We start from the raw sequence: 25293 nt of genomic DNA on the forward strand, positions 1-25293 counted from the left end.
TATGCCGCGACAATTAAAAGTGATGATGCTCTTCAGTCTATCGTTCGGTGTGTTGTTCACCGTCCTCGCGTACTTCTCGGTACAAGAGTACGGGTTCAGCTTCTGGACGTACTTTATCATCGCCGTCGCCGCTTACGACTTTTTCAAAGTGTATCAAATCTTGGCACTCGCCCGAAAAGTCAAAAAAGAAGGCACGGACAAATCCGCATAACGAAACCCCGAGTCTTACGAACTCGGGGTTTTCTTTATATGGATGACGTTCGTCAAATCAATCTTTTCATGGAGTACAGCACTGCGAATCAACATACCACGACGCATCATGATGACACCAAACACGACATACATCGTATCAAGCAACGGAACTGACGTCTCGTCAAAGAACCAGACGACGACACAAAAGCAGAAAAGTGACAGAAAACCGATTGATGATACAAATTTCGAATCGACGGTTCGCATCATTGACTTGACTCTCTCTTCGTCGAACTGTTCGAGTTGCTCCTGATAAAGTGCATGAAAGATAACACCGAATCCCGCCACTGTTATCATCACCCATTCTCCGTTCCACCATCCAATCAGAAATACGATTGGATTGAAGAAAAGAAATGCCAACAATAGTTTTTTCCTCATCGAACCCCTCCTTATGATGGAATCCATAGTTTCGCAAAATCAAAATAACCGAACAAGTCGACACAGACGTCCTTCAGCTCTACCGGGAACGGAATCGTTCGCTCCTCGTTATAGAGCGGGATAAAGTACGACTTCTCTTTTAACTCGCGCTCGATCTCCCGGTGCAGCGGCAACCAGTCTTCAAACGGCAGATCATCATATTGCCCAACTCGCTCGGTCATCCCCTCTATATAAGGGAACACTTTATGAGGAGGCGAGTACTCGTTCGTCATGAACTGTTCAAACCCGAGCGTGATGTTCCGCTCGAACACTTCCCCGTGAACGACCAAATCGACGTATTCATAATACGTCTTGTCATGAATCGAATCTTTGAAGCTGATGGGCACGAACTCATAAGCAATGCCGTGACGCGTCAACATCTCGGCAATCCAGTCGGTCGTATCGTTCGTGAAGTCCGTCTGTTTGATGCGAATCGGTCGGTCGAACGAGACAGGTGTTCCTTTTGGAATGCGATACATCTCGCTCATCGAACCGAGAAACCCTCGGTCGTTCGGTGTTCTTCGCTCATTCAACGTCCCAATCTCCGGTCGAATCTCCGCAATCAAGCGATGCATATAATGCCGCGCCTCTTCATTCGCGAACACACTATTCGGATGACTGTTCAAGATGACAAGCCCGAACCCGGACGGTGTCGAGATGTGTCCGGTTTCTTTGGAATCTCTTGATGAGATGCGATACGTCGGATCGTATCCGTCCGGCACTTTAATGAACTCGACCCGGTCCAGGAGCGCCCGCACCCCAAAATAATTCTCGAAGGCGAGAAGAACCGTCTTCTCCTTGTCATGGCGATCCAATTGAAACGGTCCCGTCCCGACACTTCCTTTAGCGATACTCGTATGAATCATCGACAGTTTCGGGATGTACGAATTCCGACGCCGGTCGAGCGTGACGTCGACGCGATACGTGCCGTTCGATGCGATATGCCGGACGTTCCGATACATATACCGATACGCATCCGACTGAACGAGTGTGCGTAAACTTTTCGTCACATCTTTACTCGTCATGAGCGACCCGTCATGGAATCGGACCCCTTTCCGAAGAAACAAGACGAGCGTATTCCCCTGCCATTCATAGTGATGCGCAAGCTCCCCTGTGACCTCACCAGACGCGTCAATCATGAACAGACGATTGAAGACGTTCTGGACGAGGTGGGCACTGTGGATGTCAGCCGCCTCAAGCGGATGTGTCGTCAAAAAGTGACGACGGCGCGGGATGATGAGCGCATCGCTCGACGTCTGGACGTAACCGAACTTCTTCTCGAGCTGGCGCATGAACCGACCTGCCTGCGCAGGCGACCAGTCCCACTCCAGTTGATTCGTCACTGCCTCGACCGACTCTTTCTCCATGCGTTCGAGCAGCTGTTTGGCCAAATCACGCTCGACGTGTCGTAGCCATTCGAGACGCGTCAAATTTCCCCGTCCGCGTCCGCTCGTATACGTGAGCCACCCTTCTTCTTGCCACCGTGCCAAATGACGCTTCGTCTGTTTCGGGCTTAAATGAATGGCTTCCGCCATATCGGAAATCGTGTACGCTCCGTCCCGACACTCTTTCCACAATCGAAATAAATACGCATCCACGTCACATCCCCCCTTAAAAGTGGACATCATTTCCCCATGTCGTCCATTTTTCAAATCCGTTGTCTTGTTTATCATACAGGTACAGAATGGAAGGTGACAAGATGAAATGGAAAGATATACCTAAACCAATAAAAGTTCGACTCGTGACATCATTTTTTAATCGTTCGGTCTCATTCGCCATCATGCCGTTCATGGCACTTCTCTTTGTCAAAGCGTTCAATGAATGGATCGCGGGCGTCTTCTTGATCTCGCTCGTCTGTCTCGGATACGTGATCGGGTTGATTGGAGGCTATCTCGCCGATAAATTCTCACGGAAGCGACTCCTCGTGTTGACGGCAAGTCTCACCGCTTCGATGTTTCTCGTCATGACGCTCAGTCTCCAGTTCGACCAGATGATCATTTTCATGATCGCCTATACGATTTTCACGGTCACGAACAACCTCGGGCGGCCTGCGATGAGCGCCATCATCATCGATGCGACAACGCCTGAGAACCGAAAAGCCGTGTACGCGCTCGATTACTGGTTGATCAATTTATCCATCACAATTGGAACGGCGCTCGGAGGCTGGCTCTATGTCAGCAATCAATTGTTACTATTTTGGATTTTGACGTTCACGTCGAGCATGTTGCCGATCGCGTACGCCATCTTCCTCGAGGACACGAAACGGACGTGGACCTCTCAAAAGCTTCGCCTCGTCTTCGTCGACGTGTTCCAAAGTTATCAAATCGCCTGGCGTGACCGTCCGTTCGTCAAAGTCGTCTTCGGCTCGATGTGTATCCTCGCTGCTGAGTTCTCAATTGGCAGTTATGTCGCGGTCCGGCTCGCCGATTCATTCGAACCGCTCTCGATTGAATCATGGACAATCAACGGGGTGCGGATGATGAGTCTCATTCAAATCGAGAACACGCTCATCGTCGTCGCGTTGACATTCTTCATTCAACGTCTCGCCTCACGTTTCTCGAACAAGCATACGCTACTCGGCGGACTCGCGTTGTACACGATCGGCTACGCCGTCATCACGAGCGCGAATTCGATGTTCCTTCTTCTCGGCTTCATGCTCATCGCCACGTTCGGCGAATTATTGTACTCACCGGTATTGAATACGGAGAAGGCGAACATGATACCAGAAGACCGACGTGGTGCGTACTCGGCGTTTTCCGGAACGTCATTCGCCGGTGCCGACTTCTTATCACGCTCGACGATTTTGATCGGGTCGCTTCTCACCCCGTTCATGATGAGCGTCTACATCGGACTGTTGGTCAGCTTCGGCTGTTTCCTCGTCTACAGCGGCATCTATGTAAAAGAAAAGCTCGTCCTACGACGAGCGGCGTCCTAAACTAAAAACCATCCTTTCTCAGCGGAAGGATGGTTTTTAGTCGAGCTGTTGTTGGTGCATCGCATAGATCAAGGTCAACGCCCGGATGCAGAAGATTGTCGAGAAGCCATAAATGCTCAGTTCGAGCAACGAAACAGATGGATATTGTAGGCCAAGGGAGACCGCATAGCCTACCAAACAAAACAAGACGACGAATGTGATCGTCCACTCATCCGACTTCCGCTTCATCTTCTCGGCTAACCTCTTCTCTTCTTTTTCTACACGCTCCCGTTGCCAAAAGTAAAAGAAAACTGCATACATCGCAAACGAGATTCTCGGAACGTCGCCTAAGAGTAAATCAAAAATGATGAGACCTAAAAATAAGTATGTCCCTAACTGATAGCCGCTCTTCATTTGAAGACGCGAACGCAGTGGTCTGTTCGTCATAATCCAATCACCGCCACGGTCAACCCACCGTAGACGAACCCGAGCACGATGGCACTGATGGCCATACGCTTATATTGTGGATATTGATAAAGGGCAATCGCCCCACCGACGACGTGAACGAAGGCGACGATGAACGTCAAAATCGGAAAAAGCATAAAGAACCTCTTTTCTTTTTAGGAAATCATGGAAACAAATCCATTTTCCGATATACTTGAGTGCGAACTCATTATAACAATTATGGATAAGGAGTTGGAGTCCTATGTATGATTCGCGTATGGATTTGACGACAGAAGAAATGTTACTCGTAAATAGCGAAGTCGAAAAACGAAAACGTAGCCTGCTCGTCGCCTACTTGCTTTGGTTTTTCCTCGGTGCATTTGGTGCGCATCGTTTCTATTTCAAAAAAATCGGTTCAGGAATCGCCATGATCCTACTCGTCGTCTTGACGCTCGGTCTCGGTGCATTCATCACAGGCATTTGGGCACTCGTTGATGCATTTCTCATGCCGGGTTGGCAGCAACGTGAAGTTGAGCAGATTGAGCACGAGACGATTAAGCTGCTGCAAACGCGTTCTGATCGCTATACAGGATTCTAATCAAAAAGACGATTGAGGCATCTCGCCTCAATCGTCTTTTAGCGTTCTGTTAAGTAGAAGGCGAAGTCCCGTGATTTTCGCTCATTCACTGCATGATGAATCCACAGCCACCCAACCCTTCGAGCTCACGAGCAAGCTTCAGCCCGTGGAGCGGATGCGTATCGAAGCCGATCTTGTTCGATAGCTCGACAACAAGCCGCACTGCTTCCTCATCTTCACCTGCGACGAACATGACGGACCCATTCGGATCGCCTAAATTCTCGACCCCTGTCTGATTGAACGCCTTCACAACTTTCGTATCAGGAATGAGTCGCTGCAAATACTCCGCACCCGACACCCCGTCCGGTCGCTCGTCGAGGCGACCTCTTGTAGCGTCAATGTCCCTTCTCGCTCCGTCCGTGTCCCGTACAGCACCTCATAGCCTGCTCGTTCGAACTGCTCCCCGAGCGTGCGTCCGACTTTCCCGGCACCTAAAATCCCGAGTTTCATGATTCACAGCTCCTCGTCTGTCCGCGTGACCGTTCCTCCGAACTCTGCTGCAAGCCCGTCTGAAATCGATTCTTATGGGTACGTGACGATGTGATACGGTTGTTTTTCCTTTTTAGCTATGAAAAATTCCTCCTTTTAGGTAGAAAACATGACGCGCACTTATCCTACTCTTTTTCCCTACTTTTCCGTAAAAAACCTAGTCCGCAGACTAGGTTCAGGTCGGTCGTTTTTCATTCAACTCATAGTGTGAATACGGTACACAGAGCGGTGTCCCGTATAGCGGATCCTCGGTCACCACGACTTTGAGACCGAATACGTCTTTCATGAACGTCTCATCGACGACATCGTTCGGACTGCCTTCGCGATACACGTTACCGCCAGCTAATGCGATGACATGATCGGCATAGCGACAGGCCAAGTGAAGGTCGTGAAGTACCATGATGATCGTCTTTCCTTCCAATCGATTCAATCGATACATCAAATCTAAAATCTCGATTTGGTGCGACATGTCCAAATATGTCGTCGGTTCATCGAGCAAAATCGTCTCCGACTCTTGGGCGAGTGCCAACGCGATCCACACTCGTTGCTTTTGTCCTCCGGAAAGGTTGCTGACGAGCGTGTCACGGAGCGATACCGTATCGGTGAAGGCGAGTGCCCGCTCGACGGCCCGTTCATCGTCTTCCGAATATCGTTTGAAGAACGTCTGGTACGGATAACGCCCGAATCGGACGAGTTGTTCGACGGTCAAACCATCCGGTGCCACGTTCACTTGTGGCATGAATGCCATGAGTCGAGCCGCCTCTTTCGCTCGATACGAATCGAGCGGTTTGTTTCGAAATGCGATCTCCCCGCCTAGTGCATCTCGCTGTCTCGCAAGCGTCGAGAGGAGCGTCGACTTCCCGCAGCCGTTCGCGCCGAGAAGGACGGTGATTTTCCCATGTGGGATGGAGAATGATAATTGATCGAGCACCGTCTTCTGTTCATATCCGATGGTTACGTGGTTCAAATCAAATGTGTTCATCTCATGCTTCCTTTCATCATCCGTCGAAGTAAGTAGAAGAAATACGGTGCTCCGATGACGGCTGTCATCACGCCGGTCCGTAGTTCATACGGATAAAAAATCGTCCGAGCGAGTACGTCCGCCAACACGACAATCGTCGCCCCGACAAGTAGCGTCGCCCAAATGTAAGGGAGCTTCAACCCTTGTCGAGCGATATGAGGTGCCATCAACCCAACAAAACCGATTGCACCGACAAAGGCGACACCAATACCGGCGAGTAAACAGGAAAGCAACAACGTCCCACGCTGAATCCCTCGTACCGGTACGCCGATGCTCGTCGCTGTCGCTTCACTGATATGAAGCGGACGAACATGACGTTCAATCAAGAAGGCTGCCAGCAAAAAGAGAAGGACGAACGGCACCATAATCTTCAATTGATTCCACGTCGCGGCGTAGACGGTACCGGTGAGCCATTGTTGGATATCGTTCTTTCGGTAAACGTTCGAGGCGAGCATCATGAACTGAACGATCCCTTGCGAGAAGATGCTGATTCCGATCCCAACAAGTGCTAGCCGGACAGGTGGGACTCCACGTTTCAACAAATAGAAGAGGAACATCCCGACAACAATCGCCCCAAGGAACGAAGCGATTGGGATATAGGCGAGCGGCACTGACAGCTGATTCGTTCGCTCATCCGAGAAAACGGTGAAGAACGTAGCCGTCGCAACCCCTGCACCTCCGACAATCCCGAAAATCTCCGGGGATGCCAGTTCGTTTTTGATTGTCAGTTGTAACAAGTGACCGCTGACGGCGAGACTTGCGCCGGCAGTGATTGCCATCAACACACGTGGCATCCGAAACTCGAAGACGACGAGCTGCTCGAATGCATCCCCTGCTCCGATGAACAGGGCAGCGAGTGAGGCGGGACTAAGGAATGTGTCACCGATGGCGAGCCCGAAATAAACCGACACGAGCAATCCAACGACAAGTAGAAGCGCCAACTCGATTTCACGCTTCCGGAGCGTGAACGAGACAGGACCTTTTCGAAAGCGATATGTTTTCATGATTTGAAGACTCCTTGTCTGACACTGACGAGATAGATGAAGAATGCCCCACCGATGACGGCGAGTACGACCCCAACGGTCACTTCGCGTGGGAACAAGATGATACGTCCCAGAATATCAGCCGCAAGCAACAGGACGCTACCGATGAGAGCACTTCCGGCGAGACGAGCGAAAAAGGCCGTCCCGAATAGATATTTCGCCAAATGGGGAGCGAGCAGACCGACAAATGCGATTGGTCCTGCAAGCGCCACTCCGAATGCGGAGAGCACGACCGCAAGCGTCACGGCGACGAACTTGATGATGCCGACATTTTGTCCAAGTGAACGGGCGACCTGGTCTCCGAGCGATAACGTCTCTAACTCTTTACTGAGCAAGAGAACGAGAATGACCGCCGCCGCCATCCATGGCAACAACGTCTCGACGAGCGTGAGCGATCGTCCCGCGACCGACCCGGTCAACCAGAACAGTACCTCATCAAGCGCGCCTTCCTCATACGCGATGATCGACTGGGTGAATGAGCTGAATAGAGCGGCAAGCGACGCCCCGGCAAGCGTCATATACATGACGTTCCCTCCGTTCGCACTCAATAGATAGACAATCACGCCGGCAACAAATGCTCCGATGAGCGAGGCTGTCGTGAACGAGGCGATACTACTGAACCCAAAAAGCGTTACGAGCACGATGGCCAGACTCGCTCCGGCATTCACCGCCAAAATATCAGGAGATGCGAGCGGGTTACGGGTCACGAGTTGAAAAATGAGCCCGGCGAGACCTAGGACACTACCGACGAGTAGCGCGACGACCGTCCGTGGGATACGATTGTCGGCTAACGCAATCATCGCTTGAGATGACCCGTCCGCTTGGAACGTCATCACATCTTCATGACTGACCGCAATCACACCAACGCGCAATGAAATATAACTTAAGATAGGTAAACAGATGATCAAGAAAAGTAATTTGATCCAAGGTTTTTTCATGTCCTCACTTCTTTCCTTTCCTACCATAGCAAATATTGCGTTCCAGAAAAAGGGGTTGACAGTGAGAATCATTATCACTTATAGTCAGGAAGGAAAATCACCTACATAGAGGAGAAGTGTAATGAAAAAATGGATGCTCGCGTTACTTACGCTTTGCTTAACCGTCGTCCTCGTTGCTTGTGGCGGGTCAGACGATACAGAGAACGATACAAGTTCAGAAACGGCGACTCGCTCGATTGAGCACGCGATGGGAACGGCGGACGTACCTGAAAACCCGGAACGCGTCGTCGTCTTGACGAACGAAGGGACAGAGGCCCTTCTCGCCCTCGGCGTCAAACCAGTCGGAGCCGTCAAATCATGGAACGGCGACCCGTGGTACCCGCACATTGAGTCCGAGATGACAGACGTCACAGAAGTCGGGACAGAAAGCGAAGTCAATCTAGAGGCCATCGCAAAACTGAAACCCGATCTCATCATCGGAACGAAACTGCGCCAAGAAAACATTTATGACAAATTAAACGCCATTGCACCGACGGTCATGTCCGAGACTTTGAAAGGTGATTGGCAAGAGAACTTCGCCCTTTATGCGAACGCACTCAACCTAGAAGAGGAAGGCAATCAAGCGTTGGCCGACTACGATCAGCACATCGAAGATACGAAAGCGGAACTCGGAGACGCCGTGAATAAAGAACTCTCGGTCGTCCGCTTCCTTCCTGGCGAGTCACGCATCTACTTCAATGACAGCTTCTCCGGCGTCATCCTTAATGATGTCGGCATCAAACGTCCAGCGTCACAAGATAAAGCGGAATTCGCTGAACGAGTCGCGATGGAACGAATCCCAGAGATGGCGGGCGACCACATCGTCTACTTCACGTATGGTGGGGCCGACGGGTCGAAGACAGCAGAAGAATGGCAATCGAACCAGTTGTGGAAAGACCTCGATGCTGTCAAAGCAGGGGAAGTGACAGAAGTCAGTGATGACATTTGGAACACGTCTGGTGGCGTCTTGTCTGCCAACCAAGTGCTCGATGAACTCGTCGACATCTTGAAATAAACAGTAGCGCATCAATTAAATTGATGCGCTTTTCCATACACTCATATGGTAAAATTTACATATCAACTCATAAGGAGCTTTACTATGCAACGTACACTTCGAAAGTCGGCGACGGACCGCTCTCTGTCAGGAGTATGTGGTGGAATTGCTGAATACTTTGGTATTTCTTCAATAGGAGTTCGACTCATCTTCTTGATTCTACCTGGGAGTTTCCTGCTTTATATGATTTTGACGAATTCCATGAAAGATGCGCCACGTTATCTATAAAAAACGCAGAAGCCATGCAGCTTCCGCGTTTTTTTGTTAGGCATTCACTTTGTCTTTCATCGCTTCAAGCGCTCCGCTGTTCAGGAAGTGCCATGGCTTGTTGTAGTGCGGTTGGAAGAAGAAGTCGACATAGGCGAGCTCTTCGATCGTCATCTCGTTTTGGATGGCGAGCGAGAGTGTGTTGACCGCTTGCGTCAAATCCGCTTTCGATAACACTTGTCCACCGACAATACGATGTGTCCCTTTTTCATAGACGAGTTTGAATTCGACTTTCTCTGCGGTCGGCATGAACTCCGGACGATACGCGTCCTCGATGACGACACTCTCCACTTCGAGTCCAAAGAGCGCTGCCGCTTCTTCCGTCAGACCAGATGACGCGATATTCCAGTCATAGAGTCGAAGTCCCGACGTTCCTTGTGTCCCTTGGTAGCGGACGCGTGGTTGCATCATGTTCTCCGCGACGAGCGTTCCCATGCGGACAGCGTTCGTCGCAAGTGGGATATAGGCGTGTGTACGCGCCGGGTTATAGTAGACGGCACAGCTGTCCCCTGCTGCAAAGACATCTGGGTTGCTCGTACGCATATATTCATCGACGATGATGGCACCGTTCCCGAGCATATCGACCTGTCCTTCTAAGAGTCCTGTGTTCGGACGGAATCCGACACAGAGAATGACGAGATCCGCTTCGAATTCACCTTTGTCCGTCACGACGTGTGTGACGTTCCCTTCTGTTCCACGGAACGCTTCGACCGTCTGACCGAGTTCAAGATCGATCCCGCGACTGGTCATGTCCGCTTCTAGTGGATCTGTGAACGATTTATCGAGATATTTGTTCAAGATGCGGTCTGCACTATCGATAAATGTGACATGTTTTCCGTATGCTTCGAACGCCTCGACGAGTTCGACTCCGATATAACCCGCCCCGATGACGGCAATCTTTGTCGCATCTGTCGCCCGTTCGATGATGCGTTGGGCATGCGCGTAGTTTTTACAGAGCTCGATTCCATTCATTTCGATCCCCGGAAGCGTTGGGACGATCGGCCATGAACCCGTCGTGACAATCAAGCGGTCATACGTGTCATGCACGTCTTCCCCGGTCTCAAGATTTTTAGCGTGGACCGTCTTCGCTTCGGAGTCGATCGACAAGACGTCATGTTTCATGCGCATCGTCGCACCGAGTTCTTCAAGTTCACGTGGAGACGAGTAGAATAACTCTTCCGCACGTTGGACGACACCACCAACGTGGAGCGCAATCCCACACGAGAGGAAGCTAACGTTATCGTTCCGCTCGTAAACGGTGATATCGAGATTGTCGTGCTTGGCGAGTAATCCTTTTACTGCTGCTGTTCCTGCGTGTGTACATCCGATAACTGCGATTTTCATATGAGTCGTCTCTCCTTTTATGTTAAACAATACGTTTCGTTTTATATTGTGATAAACATCACATTTACTTCTTGACCTTAGTGTACTATTTCACAATATAAGATTCAATGACTTTGCTCAATATTTCACGTAAAAGTGTCTAAAGTTTGAACAGGAAAAAATCCGCTCATTTTCATGACCGGACTCGCTTCTCTTTCAATAGATAATAGATCCATACAAGAAGATGAACAATCAATCCGAGGACGTTCATAGAGAGACCAACTAGCCCCCACCACAATGCTCCCCAGCCGTATCCAAATGCCAGATTGCCAATCACAAGTACATAGCCACTTACGACTAGTAATGTACCGATCAGGAGTAACACGGGCCGTCGTCTTTTCGACCGCATCACGTGATAGATGGATAGCACTACTCCTAGTGTCAATCCAAGAAACAACAACATTAAAAAGGTCAAATCACTCATTCTCTTTACTGCTCCCGTTTCAAACGAAAAATAGTGAACGTCAAGTAGACAAGGAGACTTCCACCGTATAGGAGCAAACCGTATACGAACCAACCCATTCCATCAAATCCTCTTATGTATCCCACTCCGACGAGCATCATACAAAAACCAATGACCATACTCACAAACGAAATCGTGAGAACCTTATCCGTTTTTGACAGGAACAGATGTCTTCCAGTCCCTATGGATATCCCTGCAAAGATCAACATCATGATCGTCTCAAACCCGTACCATTGCCACCACATGACCCGCACCTCCAATCCCTCTTTTTTCCATATTAACATGAGTGAAGGGCTCACAGGTATGTTGAAAGTAAAAAGACCACCCGCTCATGCGAATGGTCCGAGTACTCATCGAACGGTGAACGTCTTCGTTACGCTTCGACCTTTCGGTGTCACGAGACGAAGCGTGAGCTGCGTCCCTTTTCGTTGCGGTGAAAAACTGAGAATCGTCGAAGTCGTTTTTACTTCTTTCTCTGCGAGAACGGTCGTCCCACGCATCAGCGTGAGTGTACCGTAAGCCACGTTTGACGTCGCACGCAATGTCTTCGACGCACTTGAAGGAATGGTCGATGACAATGTCGGAGCCGGTCCGACCGTCACGGTCTTTTTCTGAATGTGACGATACGTCCCTTGCTGACTCGTCAACGTCACGACACTTCCAACCGGTTGTCGACTGAATCGTAGCGTCACACGGCCTGTACTGCTTGCCGTTCCACTGGCGATTGTCTTCGTACCGCTCTTTAGTGTCACCGTACTGTTCGGTAGTACATACCCGACCCATAACGACTTTTCGTCGTTGATGGATAGCGTGGACAGCGAGGTCTTCGGCAATTCCACTGTGACTTCACGGGATTTTGATCCGACAGAGGCACGGACACGAATCGTGTCACCCGGTTTCGCCGGGATGGTGTACCGTGTCGTTGATAACCGTTTTGGTGAAACGGCCACACCATTTACGTAAAAACGAACCGGGACCACACTTGTCTTTTTAATCGTGAGTGTCGCCTGTGTCTTTGTCATCATGACGTCCGTGACACTCAAAACAGGTGCGAACGCGCGAACCGTCTTCGTCAATTCGTAAGTGGCATCGCGATACGTGCGTTTGACACGAATCACATCGCCTTCGCGTAATGGCGTATCGAACGTATAAGGCATCGAACTCGTCTTTGTCACAAGGATGTCATTCCGATAAACTTCATATGCTTCATTTGTGCTAGACGTTACATCAATCGATTTATCGTACATCAATGGTGTCCGCGTCCAAGTGAAGATAGGTGCATCATACGTCGCCTTCACTTCCGCAAGACGGAACTGTGAGGCAGGTGCATCCTGTAACTTATAGTATATTTTTGTCCCAACACCAAACCACATGTGAGAAAACGATTTGATTTGGAGCATCCCATCCTCATTTACTTGCTCACTCCAGGCTTCATAACCGCGTTCGCTACGGGCAACGATGTCAACGGTAGCCTGTGGCGTGGTCTGTAATGTCACACCTGATTTTACAGAGTTCGTTACAAGCGTGATGTCGTTCGGTAAAGTATCTTCACTTTCTTTTACCGTCACCAGTTCAATTGGATCGGCATATACACTTGATGGGCTTCCGATTTTTACGGTCACACGCGATCCTGGTGCGAACCAGCGCGTCGGTTGCCAAGTGAAGCGTCCCATCTCGTCTGACTGAACCGTTTTCGACTGATAGTTGACCAATGAATCTAGTGAGTCGGTGTACTGAGAGGTGCTTTTCGTCACACTGACGAATACTGGGGTGTTCGGTGCCGTTGTTCCTGTGATGGGTCCCAAAACACCTGTTGGCGGATCGAGTGTGAGCGGAACATAGTTAGATGCTACAAAGTCTTCTGTTCGTTCTAACCCGTTCCATCTAAATTCAAAAGAATATCCGCCATTCGTGTTCATCGTCAACTTACCTTGTTCCCAAACAAAAGGTTTCTTCTCAGAATATCGATACGTTGCCGACAATTCTGTCCCACTGACAGGAATGGATGTTCCATCAATCAGTTTAGCGGTTCCGTTCACTTGATAGGATTGGTTCACTTCATATCGTGTCGTTGTTTTCGGTACATCGATCAACAGTTGTCGTGGCGCTTTCCAAAATGACTCCGGCGTATACCCTGCCGTCACATCATGGGATAGCACATACCAATCTCCTCTTAGATTAACAAACGTATCATCCACCGATGATTCTTTCCATTCTCCAGTGGCAACATTGTAACTCACGTAATACGTATCAAACACTTTCCGCATCGTGAAGTAGTAAATCCCGTCTTTCCACAGGAGATTCGTGACAGATTCCGCCTCTTTTTCAATCCAACGTTTCGTGGTCAAATCAAAAATTCGGAGATGTGAGTCGGTGGACATCTTGACCACTAATTGATTCGCTTCTTCGATATATTGGGCAGATCGTACCTTGTCCGTATATGTTCCAAGCGTTTCAAGCGTTTCTCCCGTGATGGCTCGTTTCGTGATTTCACCGTTTGCGAGGACTAGGACCGTGCCGTCAGCAAGAAGGTCGTACGATTCGTATATACTTTCCGTATTAAACGTTCCGAGAATCTCACCCGTCAATGAAGTGACAGAATACGTCGTATGTCCTTTCCAAAGAATCATTTCTAAATCCTGATTCACAGCATGAAGATAATCGAGACCACTACTCGAATCATTCGGGAATGACGTCATCGCATCGTTAATCGGATCCCAAATGATGACCTCGCCATATGCATCTAAAATGACGCGACCGTCTCCGAGTCCAACGATATTGTGTTCAACCGACACGCGGACGGGAAGTGTATACACTTTTCCTGTGCGCATATGCACAATCGTCTCTGGGTCGCCCGATCGCCATACATATTCACTATTTGATACAACACTTCCCGTTGGCAGAACGTCCGCTTTTGCCGCTCCTTCTGCAAAGGCATCCATTTTTGGTCCAATCAACAATATGAGTACGACGAGCGTACTCCATAACCACTTGTTCATCTGCTTCCTCATTTCTGTTTATGTATACATAAGTTTTCAAAAAACATCCATTTTTGTTGAATCCCTTCTAATTTTAAGATGTTTTCTCAAAAATGCATAGCCCTAATATTCAAAAAAGCACCGCGTCATAATTTGACGCAGTGCTCACTTTTCATTCATCTGTTTCATTAAATCCATCTGTTCTTGCACCATCGCCTCTTTTTCCCGGCGTAGCACCCCTTTGTAGGTGATACGTGAAATCGATAAACTGATTTCATATAGGAAGAAGAGTGGTAACGACACCATAAGGTGCGACGTCAAATCCGGCGGTGTGATGAATGCCGCGATCACGAATAGGGCGAAGTATGCGTACTTTCGAATCTTTGATAAGAAGTACGGGGTCACGACACCGATTCGGGTCAAGAACATCATGACGACCGGTAGTTGGAACAATAGACCGAACGGAATTGTCAGCTGCAACAAGAACGTGAAGTAATTGTTGGCCCCGATGATTTGTTCGAGTCCGAGGTCTTGCCCGAGGTCCGTCGAGATATCGAGGACGAGCGGGAACAACCAGTAGTAGGCGAACGCAAGGCCAATCAAGAACAGTCCGAAGATGATCGGGATATAGGCAAGCGTGCCTTTCCGCTCATTCGGATGCAGACCGGGTGCGACAAACGCCCACACTTGATACAGTAGGAATGGGCTCGCCGCGATAAGGCCGATGATGAGCGCCAAGTTCAAGTAAATCATGAGCGGGTCCGCGACCCCAAAGGCGTTCAGTTCGAGCCCGCGTTCGACGAGGTCTTTTTGCAAGTACGCGAGTACATATTTGACACTCGGCAAAGCCATCAAAAAGAAGGCAAAGACGACAAATGCAGATAGCATCAGTCGTCTCCGCAGCTCTGTCAAGTGATCGGTGAGTTCCCGCTCTTGATCAGGTTGATGATTCATGGCTTACTGCTCTTTCTTTTCGATAGCTTTCTTGTCGTTCTCGTCGTGCTCGTTCATCATGCCGTTCGTTGCATTTTTGAACTCACGAAGCGTCTGTCCGGCCGCACGACCAAACTCCGGCAATTTCTTCGGCCCGAAGATGATGAGTGCGATGATGGCGATGATGAATAGACTCGCCCCACCCGGAATCCCGACGACGAGTGATGATGCTAGCAATTCCATTATTGATGGACCCCCTCAGCGGTTGGATAGTGTTGCATAAAGTAAATGAGTGACTGCAGCTCAATCGACAAATCGATATGATGGACGCGAACCGTATCCGGTACAGTGAGTCGTGCCGGTGTGAAGTTCAAGATGCCCTTGATGCCGAAACGCACCAAGTCGTCTGCGACGGACTGCGCATAAGCAGAAGGTACCGTCAAAATAGCGACGTCAATCTTGTTTTGCTTCATGATTTGTTCCATCTCATCGACGTGATGAATTGGGACGCCTGACATCGTCGTGCCGACTTTTGTCTCGTCTGCGTCGAACCCGACGACGATATGTGTGTTATTGTTTTTAAGGAAGTTATAGTTGACGAATGCCGTCCCAAGGTGACCGACTCCGACCAAGGCGACATTCGTAATCTCGTCTTGATTCAGTGTCTTTCGGAAAAAGTCTAACAGATACTGCACGTTATAGCCATATCCCTTTTTACCGAGCGCACCGAAGTACGAGAAATCACGGCGAATCGTAGCCGAATCGACCTTGACCGCCTCACTCAGTTCTGCTGAAGAGACACGTTGTTTCCCTGAAGCATGCAGGCTTTGAATAAATCGATAGTATAGTGGCAACCGTTTGGCTGTCGCTTGTGGAATCTTTGGTTCGTTTTGACTCAACGGAAAGAGCCTCCTTTTTACGACACGTTACAAACGAATCTGAATTTCATACACCTTGATTGTAAACGAATTCACATGACCACTCAACGAATATACCTAAAATCGCTGAAAAATACAGTATACTAAATAGAGAGAAAGGGGTTTTTTCACTTGATCCTACTGCAAGTCAACAACTTATCCAAATCCTTCGGCGTCGAGCCGATTTTAGAAAATGTCAAACTCGAAATCCAGGAAGGCGAACGCGTCGCCCTTGTCGGTCGTAACGGGGCCGGAAAGTCGACGCTTTTGAAAGTCATCGCTGGTGAATACAACTATGACTCCGGGGACATCATGAAGCCAAAAGACGTCACGATCGGCTATCTCGCCCAAGACTCAGGGTTAGAATCCGACGAGACGATCTGGAATGAGATGCTCACCGTCTTCACGGACTTGATCGAGCAAGAGAAGACGCTCCGTCGCATGGAGGCTGACATGGGCTCAGAACGAATCCTAAATGACGCCGCTGCATATGAACGCCTCCTCTCTTCTTATGATGAAGAGCAACATACGTTCAAAGAACGTGGCGGATACCAATATGAAGCGACCATCCGCTCGGTCCTTCACGGGATGCGCTTCTATCCGGACGACTTCGAGCGTCGCATCGACACGCTCTCCGGGGGACAACGGACACGTCTCGCCTTGGCGAAGATGCTCCTTCAAAGTCCCGACCTGCTCATCATGGACGAGCCGACGAACCATTTGGACATCGAAACACTCGCCTGGCTTGAGAAGTACTTGAACGGCTATAAAGGTGCCGTTCTCATCGTCTCCCACGACCGGTACTTCCTCGATCGCGTCGTCTCGGTCGTCTATGAATTGTCACGTCACCGGAGTCGCCGCTTCGTCGGGAACTATACGAAGTATCTCGAGCAGAAGGCCGCCCTCTACGAGCAAGAGAAGAAGCAGTTTGAGTCGCAGCAAGAAGAGATTGCCAAGATGCAAGACTTCATCCAGCGAAACATCGCCCGGGCGACGACGACGAAACGAGCGCAAAGCGTGCGGAAGCGTCTTGAGAAAGTCGATCGCCTCGATGCGCCGGATGGTGACGAACGTAGCGCCGTTCTCTCGTTCTCCATCAAACGTCAGAGCGGGAACGATGTGCTGAGCGCGAGTGACCTCGCCATCGGGTACGAGGAAGCGATCGCTCAAAACCTCCGCTTCCAACTGCAACGCGGTGAGTCCGTCGCGCTAGTCGGTCCGAACGGGGTCGGGAAGTCGACCCTCCTCAAAGTATTGACGAAACAACAAGCCGCCCTCACGGGTGAGATCCGTTACGGAACCGGCGTCGAGATTGGCTACTACGATCAGGAGCAGCAGAACTTGTCAGACGCGAACCGTGTCATCGACGAGATTTGGAACGACTGGCCGCTCATGCGCGAGCAAGAAGTCCGGAGTCTTCTCGGACAGTTCCTCTTCAGCGGCGATGACGTCATGAAGCGTGTCCATGAACTATCCGGTGGCGAACGGGCACGACTCACCTTGGCCAAGCTGAAGCTCGAGCAACCGAACCTCCTCATTTTGGACGAGCCGACGAACCACTTGGACCTCGACTCGAAGATGATCTTAGAGAATGCCCTCCTCGACTATCCGGGCACGATTCTCTTCGTCTCGCATGACCGCTACTTCATCGATCGACTCGCGACGCGTGTGCTAGAGATCACACCGAACGGCATCAACGAGTATCTCGGAGACTATTCGTACTACGTCGAGAAGAAAGAAGAGCTCGAGGAACTGGCGCGACTCGCCCGTGAGGAGACGAAGCAGGTCGTCGTGAAAAAACAGCGCGCCGATAAAGAACAGCAACGGGAAGAGCGCCGCATCAAACAGCGCATCGAAGAGATCGAGCTGGCAATCGAGCAACATGAGAATCGTCTCGACGAAATCGAACAGTTGCTTTGTGAGCCGGACGTCTTCAACGACTTCGCCCGTGCACAGGAGTTGTCGACCGAATCAGACGCTGCGAAAGAATCGATCACCGCACTTTATGAGGAATGGGAGGAACTCCATACATGATGCGTACCCGTGCCATGCGAATCGAGTTCATTCAAGCGTTCCTCACAGGACTCGCCTACATCGTGCCGACCGGGACCGAGTTCGTGTCTGAACTCATCCGCGGGGAGCCGACGATTGTCCCGTCTATTCTCTTTTTCTTCCTGCCGGTCGTCATCGGCTTCATCATTCAGACGTGGCCAGGGATACTACTCAGTCTCTTCAGTGGTCTGCTCATGAGCACGCTCTTCATCCGTGTCGTCGTCTGGCCGGTCGATGTGACCGTTCACACGTTCTATGCGCCTGGATCGGTGTGGGCCCACTTCTATGAAGAGACGCTCTTCATGTGGATTCTCGCTCTTCTCGTGTTCATCGTGAGCCGCGTCAATACGTGGCATCGGGAGAATTATCGACAACCAAAAGCATAACAAAACCACGTCTTCTGTTTGAAGGCGTGGTTTTGTTTGTACAATCAACGTTAGCACTGACATTGATAATCGCTCAAGATTGAATTTGACCCGGATACGGACGAAAAAAAAAGAAACATGTCTTGCGTTCGCCCATACATTCCTTCAACAACTTGAAGCACTCAAAAAGGTTCAGCCGCGTGGCTGAACCTTTTTGTTAGAAATAACGCAGTGGTTGGAATCCGATTGTATGGAAGTCGAGTTTCGTTCCGTCTTCAGCGATAAAGAAGACAGCCTCGTTCGTGTCGACGTCACGTGTGAACACTTTATAGAACGTCATCGGCTTTTCGCCATTCGTCACATAGCGTGCTTCATGCGTCGAGATGACTTGTGCGAACAGTTGCTGTTCGTCGAGTTCCTCGATCAAATCATCAAACTTCGCCGCTTCTTCTTCCGTTGCCTCGCGACCTCGCTCGATTTCATAGTAAGCATCGCTTGCTTTTGGCTGAACGCCGAGATTACGATCGACGACGATCACACGCTCCGGCTCTTGGTCGACGACACTTGTGTAGCCATATAGTGACTTGATGAGCGTATTCTCTCCGGTCACGCGACCGATGCCTTCTAATGACTCTTCTCCAGTGAGTGACTTCACTCGTGTCTCTTCTGGAACAATCTCCTCTTGATATGCGATATTGTAAGCGCGGATGATCTCACGTACTTGTAAGAACGTCGCAACGACGAGTAGTACGATGAGTCCTCCGATGATGATGCGTTTCGTCATGTCTCTATTTCCCCCTAGACTGTCATGCTCTCTTCTAAGGATAACCCAGGAACCGCGTTCATCGCTAGTGTATCGCGCTTACCGCGCACATACGCGTGATGTGCCGCCACCCCGATCATGCCCGCGTTGTCCCCACAGAGGTCAAGCGGTGGAATGACGAGTTGAATCCCTTCAGCTGTAGCCGCTTCTTGAAGCGCTGCGCGGAGGCCACGGTTCGCCGCGACACCACCCGCGACAAGCAATTGCTTCGCCCCTTTTTCCTTCACGGCACGAATCGCTTTCTCGACGAGCACTTCGACGACACTCGCCTGGAAGCTCGCCGCCAAGTTTTCAGGGATGACCGTCTCTCCCCGTTGCTCCGCATTGTGTACGGCGTTGATGACCGATGACTTCAAACCACTGAAACTGAAATCAAAGCTACCCGGTTCGAGACGAACGCGTGGGAAGTTGTACGTGTCTTCCCCGACTGCTGCCAAACGGTCAATCGCAGGACCTCCCGGATATGGGAGACTGAGCGTGCGCGCAACCTTATCGTACGCCTCACCTGCCGCGTCGTCACGTGTCTCCCCGATGACTTCGAAGACACCATGTTCTGGCATATAGACGAGTTCTGTATGTCCCCCTGAAACGACGAGACAGACGAGCGGAAACTTCATCTCTTCGACGAGTTCGTTCGCGTAAATGTGTCCGGCGATATGGTGGACACCGATGAGCGGTTTTTGATGGGCGAATGCCAACGCCTTGGCCGCACTGATCCCAACGAGAAGGGCACCGACGAGACCCGGTCCTTGTGTGACCGCGACCGCATCGACGTCTTCCATCGTCACGCCGGCTTCACTCAATGCGTCGTCAATCACGTACGTGATTCGTTCCACATGATGACGAGACGCCACTTCAGGGACGACGCCACCAAATCGTTTATGACTCTCGATTTGAGAAGAAACGACGTTCGACAATAACGTCTTTCCATCTTTGACGAGCGCAACAGACGTCTCGTCACAACTCGACTCGATCGAGAGAATCAGTGATGTGTTCATTCTGACTCACTTCCTAACTTCGCCCAATAAATATAGGCGTCTTCATTATTATCCTGATAGTAGCGTCTTCTCCGACCGGCTTGCATAAAACCCAACTGTTCATATAGTTTTTGCGCGCCAACGTTCGACACGCGGACTTCTAACGTCAATCCGACGAGTCCTTTTGACTTGGCGAACGCGACAAGTTCCGCTAACAATTGATTGCCGATGCCCTGTCCACGAAACTCAGGTAAGACGGCAATGTTTGTGATATGTCCTTCATCGACGATTGTCCAAACGCCGACAAACCCGACGACCCGTTTGTCATGGACCGCGACAAAGTAAATAGCCTGTTCATTTCGAAGCATCTCATTCATGAACGCCTCTTTTGTCCACGGAATGGCGAACGATGCTTCTTCGACTTTCGTCACTTCCTCGACATCAAGCCACGTCATCCGACGAATTTTCACGTCAGCCATTGTTTTGTCCCTCTAACCATTTCGCTTCCGCCTCGGCGAGTCGCAAATACTCCGGTTCAAACGAATGGACATCGCTCGTCTCATCGCTGAAGACGACCAAATCACTCGCACGCCCATATCGATGGGCAGCCGGTGCTTCGATATAGTCATATTCACTTAACACGTCACGGAACGGTTCCACGTCTCCGACGACAAGGAAGCGCCCTTGACTATTCAGTCGCAACCAATCTGAGACGGAGGCGTGCTGATCATGTGTTAGTGCTTTGTTGTGCTGATAATATCCGATATACGCGTTGCCACGGCGAGCGTCAATCAATGAGACGACCGGCAAATCGGTATTCGGGGCCGCTGCCATGAGCTGCAGGGCAGATACACCGATGAGTGGAAGATTGAGCGTATAAGCGAGTGTCTTCGCTGTCGTCACTCCAATCCGAATTCCCGTGTACGACCCAGGTCCGGTCGTGACTATGATGCGTTCGAGCATGTTCGGTGTCCATTTGACCGCTGCCATGAGCTGTTCAATCATCGGCATGAGTGTGACCGCATGGTTTTTTGAGACCATGACGGTCGCTTCGGCTTGAATCTCTCCAGCCTCACTTAACGCGACTGACAAACGTGTCGTCGCGGTATCAATCATCAATTGTTTCATGCGAGCACCTCCTTGGCGATTTGAACGTAACGCTCACCCGTCGGAGCAAGTGTCAGTTTACGTTCTTCGTCGCCGACCCGTTCAATCGTGATGGCCAAGCGTTCTTCCGGGAGCGAGGACTCGATCAAGTTCGACCACTCGACGATGGCGACACCATCACCATTGATATATTCCTCAAGACCGATGTCATCCCCCGTATCTTCGAGACGATAGACATCCATATGATAGAGCGGCAATCGCCCTTTGTATTGTTTCATAATGGTGAAGGTCGGACTGTTGACGTTCCGCGTGACACCGAGTCCTTTTGCGAACCCTTGTGTGAACGTCGTCTTGCCGGCACCGAGGTCACCGTTTAACGTGATGACCGTCCCTGCTTCGACGAGTGTGGCCAAACGTTCTGCTACCGCTTGCGTCTCCGCCGCAGAATGCGTAATCAATGTATACATGAATGGTTCTCCTTTTTCACTTCTCATACGTACTCATTGTACACTTCATTTTAAGCAAAAAAAAACACGAAACGCCATCGTTTCGCTATCTCATTTAAAAATTGGTTGCGGGGGCTGGATTTGAACCAACGACCTTCGGGTTATGAGCCCGACGAGCTACCAGACTGCTCCACCCCGCGACGACATATGAAATTAAATAAAAATTGGTTGCGGGGGCCGGATTTGAACCGACGACCTTCGGGTTATGAGCCCGACGAGCTACCAGACTGCTCCACCCCGCGATGGTTTGAATTGTTTCGACATCCTCTATAATAAGCGAGACAGTTATAAAAAGCAACCATTTTCTTAATGTTTTTTCAAAAATGGAATCGGGAACAAATATAACAGCATAGACTATCAGAGAAAAGGGGCGCGACCGCCATGTCCAAATGGGGAAATCGATTCAAGAAATGGTTCTTTTCGGAGATCGAAGCCGAGATCACGTTTGACCCGGCAGCACTCATTCCGAAGCAGACCGTGACGGGTACGTTGCACGTCTCCAACCCGACAACGAATGTCGTTCGATTACAGGAACTCACCCTGACCTTCTTGACGACGTTCAAAGACATCACCATGGAAGGAAACGAGTTCAATCGAGAAGCTGATATTCAAGAAGTCCCAATTCCACTATCGCTTGTACTAGAACCCGGAGCGAAGGAAGATGTTCCGTTTTCATTCGAGTTGACGATGTACGCCCCTTCCTCTGCCGGCGCCCCGTATAGTATAGAGGCTACATTATGGGACAAGGACATCAAACGAGTTTGGTTTGATGTGCTCGAACACATCGAAATCGAACCGATGCCTGAACTGAAACGATTACTCGATGCGACCGCTCACGCTGGACTTGAGCCGATGTTCGTCCGAAACGTGATCGACCCGCTCGGGGAAGAACGTCCGTATCCATTCGTTGAAAAGTATGGATTCAAGCCGGTCGGAGAATGGGCCGATGAGTTCGAGGTCGTCAAATCGTTTTGGCGCTTGCATGAAGACGGGATCGACCTCTACTACTGGCTCGACAACATCGAGAAACAGCGAACGCTCGAATCGATGGCGACCGACGTCGAATTGCGTCATCGTTCTCTCACGTGGGAACAACTCGAGCGCGAACAAGAACAGCTCGGTATCGGCATTCAAGATACGTTACGCAGTCACCGCTCCTCGTGAGCGGTTTTTTCAATTTGAATTTCATCCTTACTCGTATTGACGATGGTTTGAAAATAGTAGCGATACGGATGCATGAACAATTCATATTGTAGACGTCTCTCTACATGTGAAGCGCGTAAGTAGTCCAGCTCCATACCCCGTTCCTGAATATCACGATGTGAACGTCGCTTGAACTCCGTCTCCCCGTCTGTGTAGAGATAAATCGATTGATCAAAAGACGAAAGATTCAGGAATGCGACACTCATCCCTTCAATAATCGTGATCGGTTTCTCTGGATCAATCCATGTCCGCTCCAAATAAGGGACATCAATCGTGTAAAAGCCGATTCCCTCTCGAATCATACGAACGTCACGCTCGAGTGACAGGAGATGATGCGCGGCCGGATGACACGCCGTCATCTTATACTGATGGGTCATTCCATCGTGTGGATACGTGAGGATCGTTTGTTTCCTCAACTGTGAATCTGTGATATACGGGTCTGTGTGAAGCAGGTTTATATCACCGAGTCGTTCCCGTAATTTTTCTGCCAACGTCGATTTTCCGGCTGCCCCATGTCCGGAGATGGCAATCAGCGTCCGTTGATCCGGTCTCACCCTTTGTACGATATCCTCAATCAGTTGTTCCATGATTCTCCCCCCTTGGACCTTTTGTTGTCTCAAAAAAATACGCATCATTCATCCTCTATCCGCTTTCGAAGCCTGATTGCTGAAACAGTAAACATTACAAAGGCAATCAACGAAATCGAACTGACAATGATCAGAGTAGTCGATATGGGAGAACTAAAGAAAAATGGAATCGACATAATCAATAACGCACCCGTGACTCCCATCCCTCTAATAAGAAATGCCATCGTTTTGCTCATTCTCTCTTCACTCTCCTTGAACTAAGCAAAAGAACCCTTACTATAAATATAATGACAGACAGCTCATCGTGTCAGGATGAGCTGTCTTCTTTTTTCTTCAGTCTCGTCAAGCTTCTGTTCTAACGTTTCCACTTGTCTCGTCATACGAGCAATCAGCTGACTGATTTCCTTATCCAGTCCGTTCACTTGATCTAAGGAATCATTGATTCGTCCATGCATCGTCCATTCTGAAAAAATATCATCCAAAAAATAATCTGCGAACTGAATGAGTGAACCTCGATCGACATGCAACTCCTGAACAATACCTTGCACGTCCGCTAATTCACGGGAGAAACGCTCTAACGCAGATTGTAATTCGTGCATCGTCTGTTCGGAAGCATCTAGCGCCTCATGTTTCATTGCTGTGGCAATCAAGCCACCCCCGAAGAACGTGTCATACGTCGACCACCCTTTCGCACTATCTAGATGTTTGAGTGTTTTTGCAATCGTTGATCGCGCCGTCTTACCGGCAACGATGGCTTCCCGATACTCGATAAGAAGTTCATTCGTTTCGGCTTGTTGATTCGTGAGATGGTGTAGGTCTCGGCGAATAGCTGGATCTTTCGCAAGATGGGATTCTTTTGTTTCTAAGAAGGTCTCCCACTCAGCGTCGATGCCCTCATAAACCTCGAGCTGTTCTTGTAATTCTCGATGTTCGAGCGTCAATTCGTCAATCATCGCCTCGTGTTCTCGTAATTTCAGTTCCGCGCGAGCAGCCTCTTCCATTTCGATCGTTCGTTGTTCATCGAACGTGCCTCGTAACTTCCGCCATGTGTTGACGAGCGAGAATTCTTCAAGGTCATACACATCACGTTGTTCTTTCGTGAATGTGTTGAGTAGTGTCTTCCGCACCGTCTCATGCTCGTTCAACTGTTTGTTTAGTATCTCTTGCTTACGCACAAGTCGATCACGCTCGGCGATACGTTGTTGTAAATCTAATTGGGTCTCCTGAAGATTTTGCATGATGTTTCTCCTCTCATTTTGTTTATCGAATGAGTCAATCTGAGGAGATTCATGATTTATAAACATCCCCTCTTTCTCTTACTTAGTACGAAAAAGAAGGGACAAAGTTTCAAAGAAACAAAAAAACGACCGAGCGTATGCTCGGTCGTCCTCTGCGTTGTTGCCTGGCAACGTCCTATCCTCACAGGGGGAGATCCCCCAACTACTTTCGGCGCTGAGACGCTTAACTTCCGTGTTCGGCATGGGAAC

At 49.8% G+C, this 25293-nt stretch carries 31 protein-coding genes, 2 tRNA genes and 1 rRNA gene; 8 read left to right on the plus strand and 26 right to left on the minus strand.

Annotation, left to right across the window (positions count from 1 at the left end; genetic code table 11):
• Position 1 precedes the first annotated feature (1 nt).
• Entirely contained in the window at positions 2–211 is a 210-nt protein-coding gene (locus tag KNO61_RS16130; protein ID WP_015880600.1) for a YdiK family protein, read from the plus strand.
• 14 nt (positions 212–225) lie between these two features.
• On the opposite strand, the gene KNO61_RS16135 is transcribed toward KNO61_RS16130, so the two are convergent.
• Both KNO61_RS16135 and KNO61_RS16140 read right to left on the minus strand, forming a co-directional pair.
• The gene (locus KNO61_RS16135) at positions 226–627 is read right to left on the minus strand and encodes a hypothetical protein (protein ID WP_214873925.1); all 402 of its coding nucleotides are present in this window, start codon (positions 625–627) and stop codon (positions 226–228) included.
• Positions 628–638: 11 nt separating this feature from the next.
• Entirely contained in the window at positions 639–2264 is a 1626-nt protein-coding gene (locus KNO61_RS16140; RefSeq protein WP_214873927.1) for an ABC transporter substrate-binding protein, read from the minus strand.
• Positions 2265–2365: 101 nt separating this feature from the next.
• Between KNO61_RS16140 and KNO61_RS16145 the strand changes: the two genes are divergently transcribed.
• Positions 2366–3601: an MDR family MFS transporter gene (locus KNO61_RS16145; RefSeq protein ID WP_214873929.1), complete on the plus strand. Its 1236-nt coding sequence runs from the start codon at positions 2366–2368 to the stop codon at positions 3599–3601.
• 36 nt (positions 3602–3637) lie between these two features.
• Here the strand turns inward: KNO61_RS16145 and KNO61_RS16150 are convergent, their stop codons facing one another.
• Both KNO61_RS16150 and KNO61_RS16155 read right to left on the minus strand, forming a co-directional pair.
• The gene (locus KNO61_RS16150) at positions 3638–4027 is read right to left on the minus strand and encodes a CobD/CbiB family protein (RefSeq protein WP_214873931.1); all 390 of its coding nucleotides are present in this window, start codon (positions 4025–4027) and stop codon (positions 3638–3640) included.
• Positions 4024–4182: a hypothetical protein gene (locus KNO61_RS16155; protein ID WP_015880595.1), complete on the minus strand. Its 159-nt coding sequence runs from the start codon at positions 4180–4182 to the stop codon at positions 4024–4026. Before KNO61_RS16155 ends, KNO61_RS16150 begins: the two co-directional genes overlap by 4 nt.
• Before the next feature lie 104 nt (positions 4183–4286).
• Here KNO61_RS16155 and KNO61_RS16160 point away from each other — a divergent pair, with 104 nt between their 5' ends.
• On the plus strand, positions 4287–4622 hold the full coding sequence (locus tag KNO61_RS16160; protein ID WP_214873933.1) for a TM2 domain-containing protein: 336 nt from the start codon (positions 4287–4289) through the stop codon (positions 4620–4622).
• A gap of 85 nt (positions 4623–4707) precedes the next feature.
• Here the strand turns inward: KNO61_RS16160 and KNO61_RS17305 are convergent, their stop codons facing one another.
• The 5 genes from KNO61_RS17305 to KNO61_RS16180 all read right to left on the minus strand — a co-directional run bounded on the left by KNO61_RS17305 (position 4708) and on the right by KNO61_RS16180 (position 8152).
• Complete coding sequence (locus KNO61_RS17305) at positions 4708–4941, minus strand: NAD(P)-binding domain-containing protein (RefSeq protein ID WP_251025010.1); 234 nt, start codon at positions 4939–4941, stop codon at positions 4708–4710.
• On the minus strand, positions 4908–5111 hold the full coding sequence (locus KNO61_RS17310; RefSeq protein WP_251025009.1) for an NAD(P)-binding domain-containing protein: 204 nt from the start codon (positions 5109–5111) through the stop codon (positions 4908–4910). Before KNO61_RS17310 ends, KNO61_RS17305 begins: the two co-directional genes overlap by 34 nt.
• Positions 5112–5325: 214 nt before the next feature.
• Positions 5326–6132 carry an ABC transporter ATP-binding protein gene (locus KNO61_RS16170; RefSeq protein WP_074034811.1) on the minus strand — a complete coding sequence of 269 codons (807 nt, stop codon included), beginning with the start codon at positions 6130–6132 and terminating at the stop codon, positions 5326–5328.
• Positions 6129–7175: a FecCD family ABC transporter permease gene (locus KNO61_RS16175; RefSeq protein ID WP_214818662.1), complete on the minus strand. Its 1047-nt coding sequence runs from the start codon at positions 7173–7175 to the stop codon at positions 6129–6131. The genes KNO61_RS16170 and KNO61_RS16175 overlap by 4 nt, the downstream gene beginning before the upstream one ends.
• The gene (locus KNO61_RS16180) at positions 7172–8152 is read right to left on the minus strand and encodes a FecCD family ABC transporter permease (RefSeq protein ID WP_074034813.1); all 981 of its coding nucleotides are present in this window, start codon (positions 8150–8152) and stop codon (positions 7172–7174) included. Before KNO61_RS16180 ends, KNO61_RS16175 begins: the two co-directional genes overlap by 4 nt.
• Before the next feature lie 121 nt (positions 8153–8273).
• On the opposite strand from KNO61_RS16180, the gene KNO61_RS16185 reads away from it, so the two are divergent.
• Together KNO61_RS16185 and KNO61_RS16190 are read left to right on the plus strand one after the other, a co-directional pair.
• Complete coding sequence (locus KNO61_RS16185) at positions 8274–9206, plus strand: ABC transporter substrate-binding protein (protein ID WP_214873935.1); 933 nt, start codon at positions 8274–8276, stop codon at positions 9204–9206.
• Between the two features lie 84 nt (positions 9207–9290).
• Positions 9291–9473, plus strand: coding sequence for a PspC domain-containing protein (locus tag KNO61_RS16190; protein WP_074032578.1), 183 nt, complete (start codon positions 9291–9293; stop codon positions 9471–9473).
• A gap of 36 nt (positions 9474–9509) precedes the next feature.
• Here KNO61_RS16190 and KNO61_RS16195 read toward each other — a convergent pair whose 3' ends face one another.
• The 7 genes from KNO61_RS16195 to KNO61_RS16225 all read right to left on the minus strand — a co-directional run bounded on the left by KNO61_RS16195 (position 9510) and on the right by KNO61_RS16225 (position 16168).
• Positions 9510–10856 (minus strand): FAD-dependent oxidoreductase, encoded by a 1347-nt coding sequence (locus KNO61_RS16195; RefSeq protein ID WP_214873937.1) that lies wholly within the window; start codon positions 10854–10856, stop codon positions 9510–9512.
• A 172-nt stretch (positions 10857–11028) separates the two neighbouring features.
• A complete protein-coding gene (locus KNO61_RS16200) occupies positions 11029–11319 on the minus strand; it encodes a hypothetical protein (protein WP_211781839.1) in 291 nt (96 codons plus the stop codon).
• A gap of 5 nt (positions 11320–11324) precedes the next feature.
• The gene (locus KNO61_RS16205) at positions 11325–11603 is read right to left on the minus strand and encodes a hypothetical protein (protein ID WP_214784962.1); all 279 of its coding nucleotides are present in this window, start codon (positions 11601–11603) and stop codon (positions 11325–11327) included.
• A 105-nt stretch (positions 11604–11708) separates the two neighbouring features.
• Positions 11709–14357, minus strand: coding sequence for a hypothetical protein (locus KNO61_RS16210; RefSeq protein ID WP_214873939.1), 2649 nt, complete (start codon positions 14355–14357; stop codon positions 11709–11711).
• Between the two features lie 144 nt (positions 14358–14501).
• Positions 14502–15290 (minus strand): twin-arginine translocase subunit TatC, encoded by a 789-nt coding sequence (gene tatC, locus KNO61_RS16215; RefSeq protein ID WP_031424497.1) that lies wholly within the window; start codon positions 15288–15290, stop codon positions 14502–14504.
• Between the two features lie 3 nt (positions 15291–15293).
• Positions 15294–15512 (minus strand): twin-arginine translocase TatA/TatE family subunit, encoded by a 219-nt coding sequence (tatA, locus tag KNO61_RS16220; protein WP_034770678.1) that lies wholly within the window; start codon positions 15510–15512, stop codon positions 15294–15296.
• Positions 15512–16168 (minus strand): redox-sensing transcriptional repressor Rex, encoded by a 657-nt coding sequence (locus KNO61_RS16225; RefSeq protein WP_015880579.1) that lies wholly within the window; start codon positions 16166–16168, stop codon positions 15512–15514. Before KNO61_RS16225 ends, tatA begins: the two co-directional genes overlap by 1 nt.
• A 150-nt stretch (positions 16169–16318) precedes the next feature.
• Here KNO61_RS16225 and KNO61_RS16230 point away from each other — a divergent pair, with 150 nt between their 5' ends.
• Positions 16319–18220 carry an ABC-F family ATP-binding cassette domain-containing protein gene (locus KNO61_RS16230; RefSeq protein WP_214873942.1) on the plus strand — a complete coding sequence of 634 codons (1902 nt, stop codon included), beginning with the start codon at positions 16319–16321 and terminating at the stop codon, positions 18218–18220.
• Positions 18217–18624: a hypothetical protein gene (locus KNO61_RS16235; RefSeq protein ID WP_078146165.1), complete on the plus strand. Its 408-nt coding sequence runs from the start codon at positions 18217–18219 to the stop codon at positions 18622–18624. Before KNO61_RS16230 ends, KNO61_RS16235 begins: the two co-directional genes overlap by 4 nt.
• A 196-nt stretch (positions 18625–18820) precedes the next feature.
• On the opposite strand, the gene KNO61_RS16240 is transcribed toward KNO61_RS16235, so the two are convergent.
• From KNO61_RS16240 to KNO61_RS16270, 7 genes are all read right to left on the minus strand, one after another.
• A complete protein-coding gene (locus tag KNO61_RS16240) occupies positions 18821–19387 on the minus strand; it encodes a hypothetical protein (protein WP_078146164.1) in 567 nt (188 codons plus the stop codon).
• Positions 19388–19401: 14 nt separating this feature from the next.
• A complete protein-coding gene (gene tsaD, locus KNO61_RS16245) occupies positions 19402–20424 on the minus strand; it encodes a tRNA (adenosine(37)-N6)-threonylcarbamoyltransferase complex transferase subunit TsaD (RefSeq protein WP_214685636.1) in 1023 nt (340 codons plus the stop codon).
• Positions 20421–20882: a ribosomal protein S18-alanine N-acetyltransferase gene (gene rimI / locus KNO61_RS16250; RefSeq protein ID WP_214873944.1), complete on the minus strand. Its 462-nt coding sequence runs from the start codon at positions 20880–20882 to the stop codon at positions 20421–20423. The genes tsaD and rimI overlap by 4 nt, the downstream gene beginning before the upstream one ends.
• Positions 20875–21531: a tRNA (adenosine(37)-N6)-threonylcarbamoyltransferase complex dimerization subunit type 1 TsaB gene (gene tsaB / locus KNO61_RS16255; protein ID WP_031424480.1), complete on the minus strand. Its 657-nt coding sequence runs from the start codon at positions 21529–21531 to the stop codon at positions 20875–20877. Before tsaB ends, rimI begins: the two co-directional genes overlap by 8 nt.
• Positions 21528–21977 (minus strand): tRNA (adenosine(37)-N6)-threonylcarbamoyltransferase complex ATPase subunit type 1 TsaE, encoded by a 450-nt coding sequence (gene tsaE / locus KNO61_RS16260; RefSeq protein WP_015880566.1) that lies wholly within the window; start codon positions 21975–21977, stop codon positions 21528–21530. The genes tsaB and tsaE overlap by 4 nt, the downstream gene beginning before the upstream one ends.
• Before the next feature lie 102 nt (positions 21978–22079).
• Positions 22080–22156: transfer RNA gene (locus KNO61_RS16265), tRNA-Met, on the minus strand.
• 25 nt (positions 22157–22181) lie between these two features.
• Positions 22182–22258 (minus strand) — tRNA-Met (locus tag KNO61_RS16270).
• 139 nt (positions 22259–22397) lie between these two features.
• Here KNO61_RS16270 and KNO61_RS16275 point away from each other — a divergent pair.
• Positions 22398–23180 carry a sporulation protein gene (locus KNO61_RS16275; protein ID WP_214873947.1) on the plus strand — a complete coding sequence of 261 codons (783 nt, stop codon included), beginning with the start codon at positions 22398–22400 and terminating at the stop codon, positions 23178–23180.
• Here KNO61_RS16275 and KNO61_RS16280 read toward each other — a convergent pair.
• The 3 genes from KNO61_RS16280 to rrf all read right to left on the minus strand — a co-directional run.
• Positions 23165–23806, minus strand: a complete 642-nt coding sequence (locus KNO61_RS16280) for a uridine kinase family protein (RefSeq protein WP_214732132.1) — start codon at positions 23804–23806, stop codon at positions 23165–23167. The two genes, KNO61_RS16275 and KNO61_RS16280, sit on opposite strands and share 16 nt — an antisense overlap.
• 299 nt (positions 23807–24105) lie before the next feature.
• Positions 24106–25044, minus strand: coding sequence for a coiled-coil domain-containing protein (locus KNO61_RS16285; protein WP_214873949.1), 939 nt, complete (start codon positions 25042–25044; stop codon positions 24106–24108).
• Between the two features lie 162 nt (positions 25045–25206).
• Positions 25207–25293 (minus strand): 5S ribosomal RNA (gene rrf, locus KNO61_RS16290); the annotation flags it as partial.

This window comes from Exiguobacterium sp. s140, assembly GCF_018617035.1.
Taxonomy (GTDB): domain Bacteria; phylum Bacillota; class Bacilli; order Exiguobacteriales; family Exiguobacteriaceae; genus Exiguobacterium; species Exiguobacterium profundum.